The organism is Oceanobacillus manasiensis (assembly GCF_000724085.1).
GTDB lineage: Bacteria > Bacillota > Bacilli > Bacillales > Amphibacillaceae > Oceanobacillus_B > Oceanobacillus_B manasiensis.
The window spans coordinates 1-17,176 of the sequence record NZ_CCDL010000002.1; the positions used below are offsets into that span (position 1 = coordinate 1).

Consider the following 17,176-nt stretch of genomic DNA (forward strand, 5'->3'; position numbering starts at 1 on the left):
AGGGTATAAGGTATACCTAATAGGGTTCATGAAGGACCTGTAGGTCTGGTAGTAATAGCGGAGAGGTCACACCTGTTCTCATGCCGAACACAGAAGTTAAGTTCTCCAGCGCCGATGGTAGTTGGGGCTTTGCCCCTGCAAGAGTAGGACGCCGCCAGGCAAATTAAAAAGGGTTAAGTACAACTATGTACATAACCCTTTTTTTAGTATGAAAAAATAGCGTGCCTTTTTGGCACGCTATTTTTAACTCATTCCGTAAGGACCGAGTTGCTCGGTATTATTTCCCTCTTGTACCTTGCTATCTCCACTCATCTGTGTAACCAATGGAACCATTTTTTCAATGGTTTGACTGAAATTTTGATTATTTTTCGTCATCGTATAGTACGTTGCAGCACCTACTCCGACGGAAGCCAATAAAGGTAACCACATTCCGTTTTTCTGCATGTCTAACCATCCTTTCTAGAATCCAAATGTGTTATCAGACATACTTAGCTTAAACGTAATACGATAAGTCATACAAGGTAGCAAATACCAAATGAATATTAGTCTGCAGCATTGCTGCCAGCAAGCCGTCCTGTAACTAATGCAGAAGTAATATTATATCCACCTGTATATCCATGAATATCTAATATCTCCCCGCAAAAGAATAACCCATCCATTAACTTAGACTGCATTGTATTGGGAACAATCTCCTTTATAGACACCCCGCCACCTGTAACAAACGCTTTTTCGAGTGGTAAGGATCCATTCACCTTAAATGTAAATTGTTTCATGTCAGAGATTATATTTCTGATACCCTCATGAGGGATATTTGCCCCGTTTTGTTCAGCTGCAATTCCGTTAATTTGTAATAGATAATCTAGAAAGCGTTCGGGTACTAAACCTTTTAATATTGTCTTTATCGAGCGTTTCGGGTGTTCTTTTATTGCCTTTAATGTTTCATCCAATAAGACATGCTCTTTCTTTGTGGGTATTGCATCTAGGTGCATTTCTACTTGGTCACGGCCCTTCATTAGTTCTTTTACCACAAATTGCGAACAGCGAAGAACGGCAGGCCCTGAAACGCCAAAATGGGTGAAAAGCATGTCCATCTGGTGTGTAATGATAGGCTTGCCCTTTTTGTTAAGAACAGAAAGCGAAATATCCCGAAGTGACAATCCTTGTAAAGCTTTATTCTGGATAAACTTTTCCTTAGAAGTAAGGGCCACTTCTGTTGGATAAAGCTCTGTTATAGTATGACCAGCTTTTTTCGCCCAGGCATAACCATCTCCTGTACTTCCTGTATGAGGTACAGCTTTACCTCCGACTGCAATTACCACAGAGCTTGTAGAATAAGCATGTTTGTTTTTTAGAATAACTTGATGAGGCTCCTCAAATGAGAAATGAACAGCTTCCACTTCGGTTTCTAATTTTATGTTTACCTTTAGTTCTTCAAGTTTGTTTATCAATGCATCTACTACTGTTTTCGCAGAATTTGATACAGGAAACATCCGACCGTGATCTTCTTCTTTCAATTCTACTCCTAGCTTTTCAAAAAACGAAATAATATCATAGTTATTAAAGACAGAAAATGCACTATATAAAAACCTTCCGTTACCTGGAATATGTTTTATAACTTCCTCTTCTGGTAAGCGATTCGTCACATTACAACGTCCACCGCCAGAAATCGCCAATTTCTTACCTAATTTCTTACCTTTTTCAATAAGCATGGTTTTAGCACCTTTTTCGGCTGCAGCAATGGCCGCCATTAAACCTGATGGGCCTCCGCCAATTACGATTACATCATATTTCAATTTCTTCATTCCTTTCCTATGTATCATACCACTCGCATAAGATGATCTCAATGAACAAAGTGCGATAGTAAGGTGTTTTCGTGTACAAACATTTTTAGAATTCAGGTCTCTAGAAAATATCGTTATTAGAAACCTACCTATGTATGATAAAATAACAGGTAGAATAGAAATTAGATGCAGGTGAAAAAATGTCGAATATTATCAGAGGCACCATGTTGTTAACAGGTGCTTCCTTTTTATCAAAACTACTTGGCATGCTTTATGTCATTCCATTTAATGCTTTGGTCGGAGAGAGGGGGGGAGCGCTATTTCAATTTGCGTACATACCCTACAGTATATTTATCAGTATTTCAACCATAGGCGTCCCTCTAGCTGTTTCAAAGTTTGTTTCCAAGTATAATTCGGTAGGCGATTATGAAACAGGAATGAGGATGTTCAAAACAGGAATGACTATGATGGCGGTGACAGGGCTGCTTTCTTTTCTAGCTCTGTTTTTTAGTGCGGAATTACTTGCTAATCAAATGATTACAAGCAAGGAGCCTGAGGGTATTACAGTGCAAGATGTGACCTTCGTTATTCGGATGGTCAGTGTTGCGTTAATTGTCATACCTGCGATGAGTATTGTCAGAGGTTTCTTTCAAGGGAATAATTCGATGGGACCAACTGCTGTTTCACAGGTGGTCGAACAAATTGTTCGTATTGTAGTTCTGTTAGGTGGAGCCTTTGTGATTTTGAATTTTTTAAATGGTTCCATTACAACGGCGGTTGGTTTTGCGACATTCGCTGCCTTTATTGGTGCTTTAGCGTCCTGTGTAGTTTTATATATTTACTGGCGAAAGCGAAAGTCACACTTCACAAAGCAAATGGAACAGCAGAAGTTTACGTACGATGTACCGACAAAGGATCTGTTAGCCGAGTTGTTTCGTTATGCAGGGCCATTTGTACTAGTTGGTTTAGCTATCCCCTTATATCAACTAGTTGATTCCTTCACTTTTGAAAGAGCAATGGTTGCATCAGGTAGAAAGGATATATGGGAATTCTCTTTTGCTGTTATTAGTAATTATGGTCATAAGCTTGTTATTATACCGATAACACTGGCTACCGGTTTATCGCTTGCGATCATTCCTGCCATGACCAAATCTTTCACTCAAAAAAATACGGAACTACTGACTAGACAGATTAACCAAACGCTGCAAATTGTAATTGTTATCGTTATTCCTGCTGTCATCGGTCTGTCTTTGCTTTCCGGCGAAGCATATGGTTCATTGTTTGGTGCAATGGGTCAGGTAGATGTCTCAGGCTCTTTATTAGGGCTTTATGCACCAGTTGCACTGTTTTTTGCATTGTACAGTGTAACTTCTGCCATATTACAAAGTGTAAATCAGCAGAATTATGCTGTCATTAGTTTGCTTGTTGGTTTGTTAGTAAAAGTTCTATTTAATATCCAGCTTATTCATATGTTTGGTGCAAAAGGGTCTATTTACGGTACCGCCCTAGCTGCTATAATAGCTGTTGCACTTAATATATATCGTATTAATACATCTATTGATTTTTCATTTAAGCAAACATTCAAGAGAACATTGCTTGTGTTGATTTTTGTGATATTTATGGCCATTACAATCTGGCTGACCAAGCTTATAGCAGGTCCGTTTATTCCTTATGAGGAAACTAGAGCTGGGGCTACCATAATGCTAGCGTTAGGTGTGTTAACTGGTGGTACTGTTTATATGTGGTTTGCTTACCATTCCACTTTACTTGAACGTGTACTGGGGAACCGGGTCCGTGTTTTGGATCGAATTTTCCGTAGATAGGAGAGACAAGGATGCGAGTTGATAAACTTCTTGCGAATAGTGGATACGGTAGCCGTAAGGAAGTGAAAAGCCTGTTGAAAAGTAAACAGGTAACATTAAACGGCGTAACTGTTAAAGATGGAAGTACTCATCTAAATCCAGATACTGACAATCTTGAAGTGAATAACAAAAAAGTAAATTACGAAAAATATATCTATCTCATGATGAATAAACCGCCTGGCTATCTTTCTGCAACAAAAGATGCACGTGATAAAACAATTATTGATTTACTAAATGAGGAAGCAAAAGTATATCAGCCTTTTCCTGTAGGGCGTCTTGACAAAGATACGGAGGGATTGCTTCTCTTAACTAATGATGGCCAGCTTGCACATGATTTAACTTCCCCAAAAAAGAATGTTAAAAAAAAGTATGCTGCTACGATTGATGGGGAAGTACTTGATGAGCATGTTGAGCAATTTCGTGCAGGTATAGTTTTAAAAGATGGGTACCAGGCAAAGCCTGCAGAGTTAGAAATAATCCATGCTGACAAAACATCAGAGATCATTGTTACGATAACAGAAGGAAAATTCCATCAAGTTAAGCGCATGTTTGAGGCGATTGATCAAAAGGTCCTTTACTTGAAGCGTTTAAAGATGGGGGAATTGGAATTAGATAAATCCCTTGAACTTGGCTCGTATCGACCACTTACTGAACAGGAAAAAGCCTATTGCTTGTCCATTAAACGTTAGATGAGGTGTATAGATGGGAAATCATTATTTTATCGCTGTTCCTTTGCCTAATAGCATAAAGGGAGAGTTGGCAAAACTTCAAGAGAGTCTTAAACAAGAACTTACGTATAGGCAATGGCCATACCCTGAAGATTTTCATATAACCCTTAAGTTCTATGGTGATTTACCCGATAATAAAGTACAAGAATTAAAAGATACTCTACAACGAATCCAAAACCTAGAGGCTTTCTCAATAGAAGTGGGCGGTGTTGGCTATTTTGGTAATCCGTCAAAGCCGCGTGTGTTATGGACAGGGGCTCGAAAGACAAATGAACTTCAGACCCTCTATACAAGAGTTGAGGAGATCTCCAAAGAATGTGGTATAGCCAATGAAAATAGACCATACCGTCCTCACATTACGATTGCTAAAAACTGGTTAGGAGAAGCAAAAAAAGAGCAAGTTAATAACCTGGCAAAAATAAAAAATGAAGAAAAGATCTTGACAGTGGATAAAATAGTACTATATCAAATTTTTCCGCAACAGCAACCCAAATACCATCCGGTTGCCAGCTTTGAATTAAAGGGAGATGGTGATACTGGCTCAGTTAATTAAATTGCATGATTATATTACACGCTATGAATGGGACACATTTCGATATCCCAGTCAGTATATTAGGTTAAAACAGGATAATTGGAATAAATTATATGATCGATGGCTTCACCCACATGAAGAGCAGGAAAGTATAGAAATTCAAGAGGAAAGCAGCTCCCGGCTCAATAAACTAAAGTCTTTGCTGAAGAAAGATACCGTAACCACAGAAGAACTGAATCAGAAGCCACAAGAGATACTTCCGGATACTGAGGCAGAATTAAAGCAATACTTTTTAGATGAACTATTTGACTTCCAACTTAAGTGGGCCACTTCTACTGTTACAGAGCGTTCTATTATGAATAAAAAATACAGTGAAGACCCTCTATTAAAATTTTTCCTGCAACGGTTCCCAGATTCTTATTTGCTTCTTTACTTTCCCATTTTCTCGATTAAAAAAGCCCCAATGGACGGAGAGATTCTGCTAGTAGGTCCATTGGGAATTGAGATAATATATTTAGCGGAAACCACAGATGGGGCGACTTTTGTTGCTGGAGAAGAAAGAACTTGGACGATACAAGGAGAAGAAGATAGTAGAAAAATTCTAAACCCATTAATCGCATTGAAACGTACGGAACAAATCGTAAGAAGTATTCTTCGTACCAAGGATATTGATTTCCCCGTACACAAAACGGTACTATCAAGAACAAACTTAATCATAAATCATTATGAGCCGTACCAAACAAGAATGATTGATAAACGAACATTCGAGGAATGGTTTAAAGAAAAACGTAGTCTTTCTTCTCCGCTGAAAAGCCGTCAGCTTAAGGCTGCAAGCACTTTACTAATGCATTGTCGTACAACATCCGTTAAGCGCCCTGAGTGGGAAGAAGAGGCAATAACGTTTCGATTTGCAGATGATGATAAAAAATAGAAATAAAAAGTTGTATTTTTAAATCAATCCCTATAAAATAAGTAGTTGAACGCTATTTTTTGAAAGATGTGAGGAATATATGGTGAACTGGCTGAAGCAAGTTCTAGGAAAAGGCTGGGAAGTAACTCCAGCTGGTGGGCTAACTGGCGACGCATATCTAGCAACAAAAGAAAACAGGCGGTTGTTTCTTAAGCGAAACTCTTCCCCTTTTTTAGCTGTATTATCAGCAGAGGGTATTGTCCCTAAATTAATATGGACAAAACGAATGGAAAACGGCGACGTTATTACAGCCCAGGAATGGCTTGATGGAAGAGAACTGAAACCTGCTGAGATGCAGCGCTACCAGGTAGCTGAGTTGCTTCGTAAAATTCATGATTCCTCTGAATTATTGCATATGTTAATGCGCATTGGTAAAAAACCCGTTTCCTCGGACGAGGGATTTCTTTATATAACAGAACGACTGGAACAATTAGGGATTGCAGAAAAGTATGCATCTGTTGCTACTGCAATGCATTATCTAGAACAAATGCTGCCTGTTACGAGATTCCAACAACAGGTTGTTTGTCATGGTGACTTAAATCATAATAATATTCTTTTAACGAATGAAGGTCACCTTTATTTAATTGATTGGGACAATGCGCTAATTGCTGATCCTGTAATTGATTACGGGATGGTATTAAAATGGTATATACCACAGTCAGAATGGGATAATTGGCTGCATCAATATGGCATATCAATGAATCGAGAGCTTGTTGAGAGAATGTTTTGGTATTTACTTATGGATGCATTGCATTACGTTTGCTGGCATAGCGAGCGAAATGAACAAACTAAAGTTTCAGAAAGACTTAGAAATCTCGATGAGTTAAATAATTATATTGAAACATCTATTTTGCTGTAAATTGGTGAATAGCATTAACCCAATGTTCAATATTTGCTTGGTTCGCGGTTATATGATCAGGGACATTTGGAGAGTTTTCTCCCTGGTTACCATAATTATATATATCAGGTAATAATTGGGTTAGTTCTGTATTTGTAATACGATTGTCTGCTAACATGGATTGAACCAATCTTTTAATTTGTTGGTATTCTGCTACATTTCCGCAACATTCTCCCGATTGTTCGTCTAGAATGTCCAATAGTAGTACTAATTGATGGTTGGTTGTTAAAGACATCATGAATCACCTCTTCACTTATTTTCAGCAATTTTATTATTTCTATACCCATTATAAATAAAGAAAGGTGCTATCTATGCGTCAACGAAACAAGCCTTGGGCAGATACATTTCTACAAGAAAATGAACATTTAGTAATACCACAAGCTCAGCAACATAGGGGTAAGTGGAAAGAACTTTTTGGGAACAATAACCCTGTACACGTAGAGATCGGAACAGGAAAGGGCCAATTTTTAGTTGGAATGGCTGAACAACATCCAGATATTAATTTTATCGGTATAGAGCTTGCTAAAAGTATTGTTGTTACGGCAGCTCAAAAGGTGTTGGATGCTGAACACAAGAATATTTTATTGCTTAACGAAAATGCAGCTGATTTCCGGGAAATTTTTGCAGATGGGGAAATAGCCTGTATCTATCTGAATTTTTCAGATCCATGGCCAAAAAATCGACATGAAAAAAGAAGGCTTACATTCCGTAGCTTTTTAGAACAATATCAAGAAGTTCTGGCTTCAGACGGAGAAGTTATCTTTAAAACGGATAATCGAGGTCTTTTTGAATATTCTCTTGTTAGCTTTTCTCAATTTGGAATGAAATTAGATGAAGTGAGACTAGATCTTCATGAGATCGAGGATCCTTTAAATGTTATGACCGAATACGAAGAGAAATTCTCTGCAAAAGGACAACCAATTTACAGATGTCGTGCTTATTTCTCAGACAATTAAGAACCTCCTAGTAGGTTCTTTTTTTGTTTTTATAAAAATGGTAGCGTTTGCAGGTTTTCTGGGATATTTGGTAAACTTATTACGATAAAGATAGGGGGAAGGGTAATGGAAAAACTACAAGTGGGCAGAGCGACATTGACTTGGTTACATGGCGGAGTGACACATATGGATGGTGGGGCGATGTTTGGTGTCGTGCCTAAAGCTTTATGGAGTAAAAAATACCCCGTCAATCAAAAAAATCAAATAGAGTTGCGTACAGATCCGATACTACTGCAACTTGATGGGAAAAATATTTTAATTGATAGTGGAATTGGAACGGGTAAATTTACTGATAAGCAAAAACGAAACTTTGGTGTGCTTGAAGAATCTTTTATTGAACAGTCGTTTGAAGAATGTAATTTATCAGTCTCAGATATTGATGTGGTTCTTATGACACACTTACATTTTGACCATGCCTGCGGATTGACAATAAAAGAAGGGGACACCTTTACGTCCGTATTTAAAAATGCAGTAATTTATACAACAGAAACAGAATGGAAGGAAATGAAAAACCCTAATATCCGTTCTGTTAACACCTATTGGAAGGAAAACTGGGAGGCAATAACAGAACAAGTTCAGACCTTCTCTAAAGAAGTTGAGATTGTAGAAGGGCTACGAATGATACATACGAGTGGGCATAGTGACGGACATGCTATTATTTATTTTCAAGATGGAAAAGACAGTTTTCTACATATGGCAGATATAATGCCTACACACGCTCATCAAAATAAGCTCTGGGCACTTGCCTATGACGACTATCCTGTCACAAGCGTTCATGAAAAGGAGAAGTGGATGGCCACAGGATATGCCGATAGATCATGGTATACCTTTTACCATGATGCATTATACAGAGCTATAAAGTTTAACGAAGATGGTGAAAAGATTGATTGTGTGGAAAGGGAAAATAGTTAGAGAAGTAATAGAAAAACCAGACAAGTTATTCTACATGTCTGGTTTTGCTATTTTACTATGCAGTTTGTGTTGCTCCTAGAACAGCGCCTGTATCCACGTCAACATGAAACTCATATTGTTTGTTTTCTCCGTCAATGGTACGGGTTACACCACCACGGTACGCATTATAGAGCAAGCCGTCTTTTTCAATTTCTTCTGGTTTCATATAAATCCAGGATCCACTTATAGGGCCTTGCTTTTTAAATGTTTCTTTTGCATGTTTTAGTGCTTTTTCGGGTGTAACCTTTTGATAGTTATCAAATTGTTGTTTTGCCATATAGCCGACAACTGCACCGATTCCAGCGGCAAAGACTACTCGTCTTACACTCATTATTAATCACCTCATGCCAAATTTTGTTTCTTCATCTCGTATATTATTTTCAATTAATAGTATACCTTATCCATTTGAAAATATAAAACAATAAATCTATAAGGTGAATTCTTAACGAAGAGGTATTTCTACTGTTTTGCAATCAAAGGGTGATCCTTTTAACCATTTAGGTGCTAGATAAAAGTGAATAGTGGAAAGAGACCGACATTTTCCGTTATACTAGCTATATTACATATCTAAAGGTGGGGTAAAATGAAACAGGATACACTAGAACTTTTTAGAAACTTGACTGAGTTACAGGGTGCACCAGGAAATGAACATGCTGTAAGGTCTTTTATGAAGCAAGAGCTAACAAAATATTCGGATGAAATTATACAAGATAATCTTGGTGGTGTGTTTGGAGTGAAAAATGGGGATGAGAACGGCCCCAAAGTAATGGTCGCAGGTCACATGGATGAAGTCGGCTTTATGGTCACACAAATAACCAAAAACGGTATGATCCGGTTTCAAACCCTTGGTGGCTGGTGGAGTCAAGTTCTTCTAGCACAGCGAGTTCAGGTTATTACCGAAAATGGTCCAGTAGTGGGAGTTATTGGATCTATTCCACCACATAATCTAACAGATGCACAACGTCAAAAACCGATGGAAATAAAGAACATGCTAATAGACATTGGAGCGGATGACAGGGAAGATGCAGAGAAAATAGGTATTAAGCCTGGACAGCAAATTGTCCCATTGACTCCTTTTACACAGATGGCTAATGAAAAGAAAATACTTGCTAAAGCTTGGGATAATCGCTACGGATGTGGATTATCCATTGAATTACTAAAAGAACTCCAAGGTGAGAAGCTGCCGAACCAACTTTTCTCAGGTGCAACTGTTCAGGAAGAGGTAGGTCTTCGCGGTGCTCAAGTAGCTGCTAATATGATTAACCCAGATATTTTTTACGCACTAGATGCTTCCCCGGCAAATGATGCGTCTGGTGATAAGGAAGAATTTGGACAGTTAGGTCAAGGAGCTTTATTACGTATCTTTGACCGTTCAATGATCACACATCAGGGTATGAAAGACTTTGTACTTGATACAGCAGAGTCCAATAAAATACCATATCAGTATTTTATTTCCCAAGGAGGAACAGATGCTGGACGTGTCCACTTGTCTAACAATGGTGTACCTTCAGCTGTCGTTGGGATATGCTCTCGTTATATTCACACTTCTGCTTCTATAATCCATGTTGATGATTATGCAGCAGCAAAAGAATTGATTGTAAAGCTTGTTAAACAAACGGATGCTAACACAGTAGAGCAGATTAAAAAGGCATAATTATAAACATAAAAGGCTCTGCTCGGATAACGATGCAGAGCTTTTTGACGATGCTATTTTTTTTGAAGGAGTATAATATGAAAATTGTAGTAGGATCAACGAACCCAACAAAAGTAAAAGCAGTTAGGGAAGTATTTACGTCACATGACATAGAACCACAAGCTGTCCCATCACACGTGTCTCCACAGCCAATGTCTGATGTAGAAACTCGCAAGGGAGCAATAAATAGGGCAAGTCAGTGTGTTTTAAGCGAGGGGGCAGATATAGGTATCGGCCTTGAAGGTGGCGTAATGGAAATAGATGGTCAGCTATTTGTATGTAACTGGGGAGCTCTAGTTACGAAGAATCAAAAATTATATACGGCAAGTGGAGCCCGCATCGTTTTACCAATTGAGTTTGCTAAGCAGTTAAAGGCTGGCAAGGAACTTGGAGACTTAATGGACACCTATGCCAGTAGGGAAGGTGTTAGAAAAAAGGAAGGTGCGATAGGTATATTTACAAACGATCATGTTAGTCGTCAGGAGATATTTGAGCATGTCTTAACACTGTTGCGTGGTCAATGGGAGTATTGGTCTTCATAATAAAAGCAGCGGAATTCCGCTGCTTTTTATTTTTCCTGATTAAACTGGAAGTTAAAGCTCAAAAATGAAGTTTCACTTTAGGCATAGATATAGGCAAGTACATCTAGAGCTTGGTCAATCGTCTCGACTGTCACGTTAGCTTTATTGCTTAATTCTTTTAATGGATGGATTAAAGATTCTGGTCTGACGATAATGGTTGGTTTGTTCAGGGCAAGGGCGGTACTGGCATCCATTGCTGTATTCCATTGTTTATATTGCTCTCCAAACAATGCAATAACAACATCTGACTTGTTCATTAGCACTTCAGTACGCAAATTATTAACACTAGAAGCAGCATCGTCTTTGTATAAATTGCTTGGCTGTTTACCTAAAATATCTTCCCCAATATTATCTGATTTCTCATGATTTGTTTGGGGATAGACAAATTGAAGTGGAAGGCTTTTGTCCTCTGCTTTTTGTTTCAATTTGTTTCGCCAATCATCATGAATTTGCCCTGCTAAATAAACGGTTAGTTCCATTACAATCCTCCTCTAATTTTTAAATGTCTTTACTTTTCTTTATCCTAACGAAAATGTTAGCACTTGCAAAGAAATTAGTCCTCGTTTTCTTTAAATAGAGTGAAACTTCATTTTATTCGTTTCTATGATAAGCAGCATCAGACTATATTTTCGATCGAATGTGGCATAGTAGGTAAGAATTATAAATTTGTCTATTATACATAGCCTTGATAATTGAATCTAAAGCAAAAGAAAGATATGATATGTAAGGGAGTTGATATAAATGAAAAATCTTGAAACAGTAGAGCAATTTAATGAATGGAAAAATAAAGAGAATGTTATCATGTATTTTACTGCTGGATGGTGTCCGGACTGTGTAGTAATTGAACCGGTTCTTCCAGAGATAGAGGAAGAATTTCCTGCCTATACGTTTATAAAAATAAACCGGGACAATTTTATTGAAATCTGCCAGGAACATGACGTTTTTGGGATTCCTAGCTTCCTTGCTTTTTCTAATGGGAAAGAGACAGGAAGGTTTGTCAACAAGAATCGTAAAACAAAAGAAGAGATAGTGGAATTTATACAGGGACTTTCGTAAGCAATATACTAAATCTTTCCCTGTCCTAAGATAGAGGAAGTTTGGGCAAAGGAGGATGTAATATGAAAATGACATCTTTGAAACTAAAACAGATCTTGCAAGAACGCTTGTCGAACTCACAATATCACACGTCCTATAATCGGGATAAGGATACTTTTCGAGTAGAGTGGAAAGAATCACGACAGGGTATTACCATTACATTGCCTAGTGTTGTGGCAAAATATAATCAGCGTGGCGAAGAAGCAATCGAAGAACTCGTTGAACATATCACAGAGGCACTAAAAATTATGAATGAGGAACACCATTTAGCTGGAAAGGAAAAAAACATCTTTCCAGTTATTAGAGCGACCTCATTTCCTAGTAAAACAAAAGCTAATAAAGAGCTGATTTACAAGGAACATACTGCAGAAACTCGTATCTACTATGCCTTGGATTTAGGTAAATCCTATCGTCTAATTGACAGGGAATTGCTTGATAGTGAAGGATGGACAGAAGATAGAATTAATGAGATAGCAACATTTAATTTGCGATCTCTTGACTGTGATTATAAAAAAGACACGGTAGCCGATAATGACTTTTATTTTATCGCGAAACAAGATGGCTATGATGCAAGTAGAATATTAAATGAAGCTTTTTTAGAAGAGATGAAAGCAAACTTTACAGGAGAAATGGCTGTGGCTGTTCCTCACCAAGACGTTATGATTATAGCCGATATTCAAAACAAAACAGGCTATGATGTTTTGGCACAAATGAATATGAAGTTTTTCGCAGAAGGGCGAATACCGATCACGTCTCTACCGTTTATTTATGAAGACAAGCAATTAGAGCCGGTATTTATTCTTGCAAAAAATAAACCAGAGAACCAATAGGGAAGGATAGTTGTTAAATGGACGTATTTTATAATCCAGATGGAATTGGTGATATCCTCATCATACCACTAAAAACGGGTAATCGATATGAGCTTACACATGAAAAGACAGGAGATATTACAAGAATAACGGATTCAGAAGGGGAAATATTAGGTTACAATATTTTTCAAGCTTCTAGTCATTTCTCTAAGCTGACAAACGGAAAAAATACTATGACAGAAGATTTGCTAAATGAACTTAAGGATTTATTTTCAAAAGAGAATGTGACAGACTCATTAGACTTTGATCTCTCGCCAAAATTTGTAGTAGGTCATGTCTTAAGTAAAGAACAACATGAAAATGCAGATAAACTTAGTGTTTGTCAAGTAGATGTTGGGACTGAAACATTACAAATAGTCTGTGGGGCACCTAATATTGATAAAGATCAGTATGTAGTGGTTGCAAAGGTCGGTGCTACGATGCCAAGTGGGTTGCAGATTAAACCGACAGAATTACGTGGTGTACCATCGAATGGTATGATATGTTCGCAAAAAGAGTTGGGCCTACCAAATGCTCCAAAAGAGAAAGGAATTTATGTCTTGGAGAAAACTTATAAACCAGGGGATACGTTCACTTTTTAACTGGGAGACTATGTGTCAAAACACATTGGAAAGCCAAACGAGAACAACCTTTGTTAATACATAGGTTGTTTTTCTTTTTGAGATCTACAATCCAAATAAAAACTGTTAGAATGGTATTATACGACTTATGTATGAAATGAGTGATTAAACATGTGGGATCAGTGGAAAAAAAAGATAAAAGCAATCTTTGCAGAAGAGGAAGAGAAGGAACAACCAGAGAATAAACAACAGAACAGGCAAACACAGGATTTGCAGGCAAAGATGATGTATCAATATCCAAATAAACCAGCTTTTCGATTTCCTGTAATCCCAGATCAACGTGACGAATCCGTGTCAGACTCGACTGTTTCCTCAAAACCTGAAGTGAGGAAAAGAGAGGTAAATGTTGAACATAAACGACCTATAAAAAAAGAAGAAAGTAATACAAATTACGGAAACAAAGTCCAAAAGAAAGACATTGACACTCCATTTAAACGGACAGAGGTTCCTTCGCCAATTTATGGGTTTCAACAACGCAAAAAAAATAAACATATTGAAGATGTTCCTGCATTCAAGCGGAAAGAGGAAAGAGATACACCACAATTACCAGTTATAAATGAAGAAGTGGATAAGGCGGAAGAAATACAAAAAACAGAGTTTGAAGATAGAGAAAACGTAGTGGAACAAGTGGCGGCAACTATGGAACAGATTTCACCTGTAGAAAGTGAGCAGAAAAAGGAATCTGCAGATAAGTCGCTTGAGGAATCATTTTCACAACCCAACTCTGTGCGCGAAGAAGATCTGTCGGAATCGTCTTTACCTAAAGAAAAAGAGAGCAGGCGTCGAAACAGTACAGGATCTGGAAATAGAACATCTAGTCAAGGTCCATTTAATGTAATCATGACACCAAGGGATAAGAAGCAACTATTCGAAAAAAGAAAACAACAGGAACAACAAATGAAATTGAAAGCAATGAACAACACTTCTACGACTACAGAACCTGTCGTGGAAGAGAATGTTGGCTCTACCAATGCTTCCATTCCTGTTCACCTTTTAAATGATCCAATTCAAAAAGAAGATTCGGATCATGAGTGGATAGAAGGACAACAACAATTACTTGAACAAACATTAAAGCACTTTAATGTTCGAGCTAAAGTAGTAAATGCTACACAAGGACCTTCTGTTACTCGATTTGAAGTACAACCAGAGCTTGGAGTAAAAGTGAGTAAGGTGAAAAACCTTAGCGATGATCTGAAATTAAATATGGCTGCTAAGGATATCCGAATTGAGGCACCAATACCTGGTAAAAATACTATCGGAATAGAAATTCCTAACCCCAATCCAGAGATGGTTGGATTACAAGGAATATTTGAATCAAAAGCATTTAAAGAAAACGCATCGCCCTTAACCATTGCCCTTGGGTTAAGTATTGAAGGTCACCCGTTAATAACAAACATTCAAAAAATGCCACATGGGTTAATTGCTGGTGCGACAGGTTCTGGAAAAAGTGTCTGTATTAATACTATTTTAATTAGCCTTTTGTATAAAGCCAGCCATGAGGATGTTAAGTTTCTACTTATTGACCCTAAAATGGTGGAATTAGCTCCTTATAACGGGATTCCTCACCTTGTTTCTCCTGTTATTACAGATGTCAAAGCAGCTACTGCTGCCTTAAAGTGGGCGGTTAGTGAAATGGAATCACGTTATGAACGCTTTGTTCAAGAAGGAGTGCGAGATCTTGAGCGGTTCAATCAAAAAGTATTGAAACAGGGAAGACAAGCTGAAAAAATGCCATACATTGTTATTGTTATCGATGAGCTTGCAGATTTAATGATGATGTCTCCACAGGATGTTGAGGAAGCAATTAGTCGTATAGCACAAAAGGCCAGAGCTTGTGGAATTCATTTGCTATTAGCTACACAACGCCCGTCAGTTGATGTTATAACTGGTTTGATTAAATCAAACATTCCAACCCGTATAGCGTTTAGTGTATCTTCTCAAGTGGATTCACGAACAATTCTAGATACAGCTGGCGCAGATAAATTGCTAGGTAAAGGGGATATGCTGTTTATCGAGAATGGGGCAGGGAAAAGCATTCGGCTGCAGGGTCCTTTTGTTTCAGATGAAGAGATTGAGCGGGTTACAAGTTTTGCTAGAGGGTTAGCTGAGCCGAACTATTTATTTGAACAGGAACAGCTCCTGGAGCAGCTTGCAACAGATGAAGAAGAAGATGAACTAACGGAAGAGGCCATCCAGTTTGTCTTAGAACAGAATAGTGCAAGCACTTCACTTCTCCAACGACATTTTAAGATTGGTTATAATCGTGCAGCCCGTCTAATTGACGCGCTTGAAATGAAAGGGATAATATCCGGGCAAAATGGTAGCAAGCCACGAGATGTCTTGGCAACGAAAGCGCAGATTGAGGAATGGCAGCTGAACGATTAGCCTTGTTTCCTATAACCTTTTTCTATATGATAAGAGAAAACAGATTACTAGAAGTAAGGAGAAACAACTAATGAAGGAAATCTCACAGAAATTACAAGGGAAAATCAACCGTTTAACGAATAAAACGTTTAAATTTGATGAACGAATTCGTGAAGGTTGGTTCTCCGCAGTATATTTTTTAAAAACAAAGGAAATAGCAGAAAACAAACTACCGGATAATAGTGTCACAATGCAATTTTTTCAAAAGGAGAACGCAGTATTATGTGGGACGGATGAAGCGATCGCATTGCTACATACTTTTGCAAAAGAACCCGAGACACTAGAAATACATTCTCTTAAAGATGGTGACAAAATCAGTCCATTTGAAACGGTGCTTACAATCACTGGAGCATATCAACAATTTGGTTTTCTGGAAGGAATTATTGATGGAATATTGGCAAGAAGAACATCTGTCGCCACAAATGTATACAATGTCGTAAAAGCAGGCAGAACCTCCGGTAAGCAGAAACCTGTCATCTTTATGGGGGATAGGGATGACCACTATACACAGCAGGCTGGAGACGGTTATGCTGCATTCATTGGCGGATCATCTGCACAGGCTACACATGCTATGAATGAATGGTGGGGAAAAGAAGGGATGGGAACAATGCCGCACGCAATGATTCAGATGTTCCGCGGTGATATTGTTGCAGCCTCAAAAGCCTATCATGAAATGTATCCAAACGATGATCTTGTCGCACTTGTTGATTATAATAACGATGTTATAACTGATTCTTTAAAGGTTGCGCATGAATTTGGCAGGGATCTAAAAGGCGTACGTCTAGATACTTCCAGAACCCTTGTTGATAAGTATTTTTTGAGGAATCACCATGTTATGGGAACCTTTGACCCTCGTGGTGTAAACCCTGAACTTATTTTTGCACTTAGAAAAGCATTAGATGATGAAGGATTTGATTACGTAAAAATTATGGTTAGCGGTGGATTCACTGAAGAACGTATTACCTCTTTTGAAAAAAACGGAGTGCCTGTTGATTTGTATGGAGTTGGTGGCAGCCTATTAAAAATTAACATAGGGTTTACCGGTGATAACGTATTACTAAACGGGACACCTGAGGCAAAAGAAGGTAGGCGCTATCGACCAAATCCCCGACTTGAGAAGGTAGAATTTCAGGAAATATAAGTGTATGGCCGTTGTAGCAACTTATTATTTAATTCC

General features: G+C 38.1%; 19 protein-coding genes and 1 rRNA gene. 15 read left to right on the top strand and 5 right to left on the bottom strand.

What is annotated here, in order from left to right; genetic code table 11:
• Positions 1–44: 44 nt before the first annotated feature.
• A 5S ribosomal RNA gene (rrf, locus tag BN985_RS09145) occupies positions 45–160 on the top strand.
• 83 nt (positions 161–243) lie between these two features.
• On the opposite strand, the gene BN985_RS09150 is transcribed toward rrf, so the two are convergent.
• Both BN985_RS09150 and BN985_RS09155 read right to left on the bottom strand, forming a co-directional pair.
• Complete coding sequence (locus BN985_RS09150; protein ID WP_042223126.1) at positions 244–444, bottom strand: hypothetical protein; 201 nt, start codon at positions 442–444, stop codon at positions 244–246.
• Positions 445–542: 98 nt separating this feature from the next.
• Positions 543–1,793, bottom strand: a complete 1,251-nt coding sequence (locus tag BN985_RS09155; protein ID WP_042223129.1) for a BaiN/RdsA family NAD(P)/FAD-dependent oxidoreductase — start codon at positions 1,791–1,793, stop codon at positions 543–545.
• A 188-nt stretch (positions 1,794–1,981) separates the two neighbouring features.
• On the opposite strand from BN985_RS09155, the gene BN985_RS09160 reads away from it, so the two are divergent.
• The 5 genes from BN985_RS09160 (at position 1,982) to BN985_RS09180 (ending at position 6,732) form a co-directional block, all read left to right on the top strand.
• Positions 1,982–3,604, top strand: a complete 1,623-nt coding sequence (locus BN985_RS09160) for a putative polysaccharide biosynthesis protein (RefSeq protein WP_042223130.1) — start codon at positions 1,982–1,984, stop codon at positions 3,602–3,604.
• Positions 3,605–3,615: 11 nt separating this feature from the next.
• Positions 3,616–4,332, top strand: coding sequence for a pseudouridine synthase (locus tag BN985_RS09165; protein WP_042223132.1), 717 nt, complete (start codon positions 3,616–3,618; stop codon positions 4,330–4,332).
• A gap of 13 nt (positions 4,333–4,345) precedes the next feature.
• Positions 4,346–4,924, top strand: a complete 579-nt coding sequence (gene thpR / locus BN985_RS09170; RefSeq protein WP_042223134.1) for an RNA 2',3'-cyclic phosphodiesterase — start codon at positions 4,346–4,348, stop codon at positions 4,922–4,924.
• Positions 4,899–5,834 (top strand): hypothetical protein, encoded by a 936-nt coding sequence (locus BN985_RS09175; RefSeq protein WP_084157514.1) that lies wholly within the window; start codon positions 4,899–4,901, stop codon positions 5,832–5,834. The genes thpR and BN985_RS09175 overlap by 26 nt, the downstream gene beginning before the upstream one ends.
• Positions 5,835–5,913: 79 nt before the next feature.
• Positions 5,914–6,732 carry a phosphotransferase family protein gene (locus BN985_RS09180; RefSeq protein WP_042223137.1) on the top strand — a complete coding sequence of 273 codons (819 nt, stop codon included), beginning with the start codon at positions 5,914–5,916 and terminating at the stop codon, positions 6,730–6,732.
• Here the strand turns inward: BN985_RS09180 and BN985_RS09185 are convergent.
• Entirely contained in the window at positions 6,719–7,009 is a 291-nt protein-coding gene (locus BN985_RS09185) for a YtzH-like family protein (RefSeq protein WP_332257480.1), read from the bottom strand. The genes BN985_RS09180 and BN985_RS09185 overlap by 14 nt on opposite strands.
• A 73-nt stretch (positions 7,010–7,082) precedes the next feature.
• On the opposite strand from BN985_RS09185, the gene trmB reads away from it, so the two are divergent.
• Together trmB and BN985_RS09195 are read left to right on the top strand one after the other, a co-directional pair.
• Positions 7,083–7,727: a tRNA (guanosine(46)-N7)-methyltransferase TrmB gene (gene trmB, locus BN985_RS09190; protein WP_042223139.1), complete on the top strand. Its 645-nt coding sequence runs from the start codon at positions 7,083–7,085 to the stop codon at positions 7,725–7,727.
• 105 nt (positions 7,728–7,832) lie between these two features.
• Positions 7,833–8,678 carry a YtnP family quorum-quenching lactonase gene (locus BN985_RS09195; protein WP_042223141.1) on the top strand — a complete coding sequence of 282 codons (846 nt, stop codon included), beginning with the start codon at positions 7,833–7,835 and terminating at the stop codon, positions 8,676–8,678.
• A 55-nt stretch (positions 8,679–8,733) separates the two neighbouring features.
• On the opposite strand, the gene BN985_RS09200 is transcribed toward BN985_RS09195, so the two are convergent.
• The gene (locus BN985_RS09200; protein WP_042223142.1) at positions 8,734–9,048 is read right to left on the bottom strand and encodes a PepSY domain-containing protein; all 315 of its coding nucleotides are present in this window, start codon (positions 9,046–9,048) and stop codon (positions 8,734–8,736) included.
• A gap of 252 nt (positions 9,049–9,300) precedes the next feature.
• On the opposite strand from BN985_RS09200, the gene BN985_RS09205 reads away from it, so the two are divergent.
• The gene (locus BN985_RS09205; RefSeq protein WP_042223144.1) at positions 9,301–10,371 is read left to right on the top strand and encodes a M42 family metallopeptidase; all 1,071 of its coding nucleotides are present in this window, start codon (positions 9,301–9,303) and stop codon (positions 10,369–10,371) included.
• Between the two features lie 77 nt (positions 10,372–10,448).
• Positions 10,449–10,952, top strand: coding sequence for a DUF84 family protein (locus tag BN985_RS09210; protein ID WP_042223145.1), 504 nt, complete (start codon positions 10,449–10,451; stop codon positions 10,950–10,952).
• A 77-nt stretch (positions 10,953–11,029) separates the two neighbouring features.
• On the opposite strand, the gene BN985_RS09215 is transcribed toward BN985_RS09210, so the two are convergent.
• On the bottom strand, positions 11,030–11,470 hold the full coding sequence (locus BN985_RS09215) for a YtoQ family protein (RefSeq protein ID WP_042223146.1): 441 nt from the start codon (positions 11,468–11,470) through the stop codon (positions 11,030–11,032).
• Positions 11,471–11,732: 262 nt separating this feature from the next.
• Here BN985_RS09215 and BN985_RS09220 point away from each other — a divergent pair, with 262 nt between their 5' ends.
• From BN985_RS09220 to BN985_RS09240, 5 genes are all read left to right on the top strand, one after another.
• Complete coding sequence (locus BN985_RS09220) at positions 11,733–12,047, top strand: thioredoxin family protein (protein ID WP_042223148.1); 315 nt, start codon at positions 11,733–11,735, stop codon at positions 12,045–12,047.
• 62 nt (positions 12,048–12,109) lie between these two features.
• On the top strand, positions 12,110–12,916 hold the full coding sequence (locus BN985_RS09225) for a DUF1444 domain-containing protein (protein WP_042223150.1): 807 nt from the start codon (positions 12,110–12,112) through the stop codon (positions 12,914–12,916).
• A gap of 17 nt (positions 12,917–12,933) precedes the next feature.
• Positions 12,934–13,536 (top strand): YtpR family tRNA-binding protein, encoded by a 603-nt coding sequence (gene ytpR, locus BN985_RS09230; protein ID WP_042223154.1) that lies wholly within the window; start codon positions 12,934–12,936, stop codon positions 13,534–13,536.
• 150 nt (positions 13,537–13,686) lie between these two features.
• Complete coding sequence (locus BN985_RS09235; protein WP_042223156.1) at positions 13,687–15,960, top strand: DNA translocase FtsK; 2,274 nt, start codon at positions 13,687–13,689, stop codon at positions 15,958–15,960.
• 70 nt (positions 15,961–16,030) lie between these two features.
• On the top strand, positions 16,031–17,140 hold the full coding sequence (locus BN985_RS09240; protein ID WP_042223157.1) for a nicotinate phosphoribosyltransferase: 1,110 nt from the start codon (positions 16,031–16,033) through the stop codon (positions 17,138–17,140).
• The last annotated feature ends 36 nt before the right edge of the window (positions 17,141–17,176 follow it).

Excerpts from the sequence above, each read along its gene's own strand:
- BN985_RS09195 (WP_042223141.1), top strand. The coding sequence starts at position 7,833 with ATGGAAAAACTACAAGTGGGCAGAGCGACATTGACTTGGTTACATGGC.
- ytpR (WP_042223154.1), top strand. The coding sequence starts at position 12,934 with ATGGACGTATTTTATAATCCAGATGGAATTGGTGATATCCTCATCATA.
- BN985_RS09205 (WP_042223144.1), top strand. The coding sequence starts at position 9,301 with ATGAAACAGGATACACTAGAACTTTTTAGAAACTTGACTGAGTTACAG.
- BN985_RS09150 (WP_042223126.1), bottom strand. The coding sequence starts at position 444 with ATGCAGAAAAACGGAATGTGGTTACCTTTATTGGCTTCCGTCGGAGTA.
- BN985_RS09240 (WP_042223157.1), top strand. The coding sequence starts at position 16,031 with ATGAAGGAAATCTCACAGAAATTACAAGGGAAAATCAACCGTTTAACG.
- thpR (WP_042223134.1), top strand. The coding sequence starts at position 4,346 with ATGGGAAATCATTATTTTATCGCTGTTCCTTTGCCTAATAGCATAAAG.
- BN985_RS09175 (WP_084157514.1), top strand. The coding sequence starts at position 4,899 with ATGGTGATACTGGCTCAGTTAATTAAATTGCATGATTATATTACACGC.
- BN985_RS09185 (WP_332257480.1), bottom strand. The coding sequence starts at position 7,009 with ATGATGTCTTTAACAACCAACCATCAATTAGTACTACTATTGGACATT.
- trmB (WP_042223139.1), top strand. The coding sequence starts at position 7,083 with ATGCGTCAACGAAACAAGCCTTGGGCAGATACATTTCTACAAGAAAAT.
- BN985_RS09215 (WP_042223146.1), bottom strand. The coding sequence starts at position 11,470 with ATGGAACTAACCGTTTATTTAGCAGGGCAAATTCATGATGATTGGCGA.
- BN985_RS09160 (WP_042223130.1), top strand. The coding sequence starts at position 1,982 with ATGTCGAATATTATCAGAGGCACCATGTTGTTAACAGGTGCTTCCTTT.
- BN985_RS09165 (WP_042223132.1), top strand. The coding sequence starts at position 3,616 with ATGCGAGTTGATAAACTTCTTGCGAATAGTGGATACGGTAGCCGTAAG.
- BN985_RS09180 (WP_042223137.1), top strand. The coding sequence starts at position 5,914 with ATGGTGAACTGGCTGAAGCAAGTTCTAGGAAAAGGCTGGGAAGTAACT.
- BN985_RS09235 (WP_042223156.1), top strand. The coding sequence starts at position 13,687 with ATGTGGGATCAGTGGAAAAAAAAGATAAAAGCAATCTTTGCAGAAGAG.
- BN985_RS09225 (WP_042223150.1), top strand. The coding sequence starts at position 12,110 with ATGAAAATGACATCTTTGAAACTAAAACAGATCTTGCAAGAACGCTTG.
- BN985_RS09210 (WP_042223145.1), top strand. The coding sequence starts at position 10,449 with ATGAAAATTGTAGTAGGATCAACGAACCCAACAAAAGTAAAAGCAGTT.
- BN985_RS09200 (WP_042223142.1), bottom strand. The coding sequence starts at position 9,048 with ATGAGTGTAAGACGAGTAGTCTTTGCCGCTGGAATCGGTGCAGTTGTC.
- BN985_RS09220 (WP_042223148.1), top strand. The coding sequence starts at position 11,733 with ATGAAAAATCTTGAAACAGTAGAGCAATTTAATGAATGGAAAAATAAA.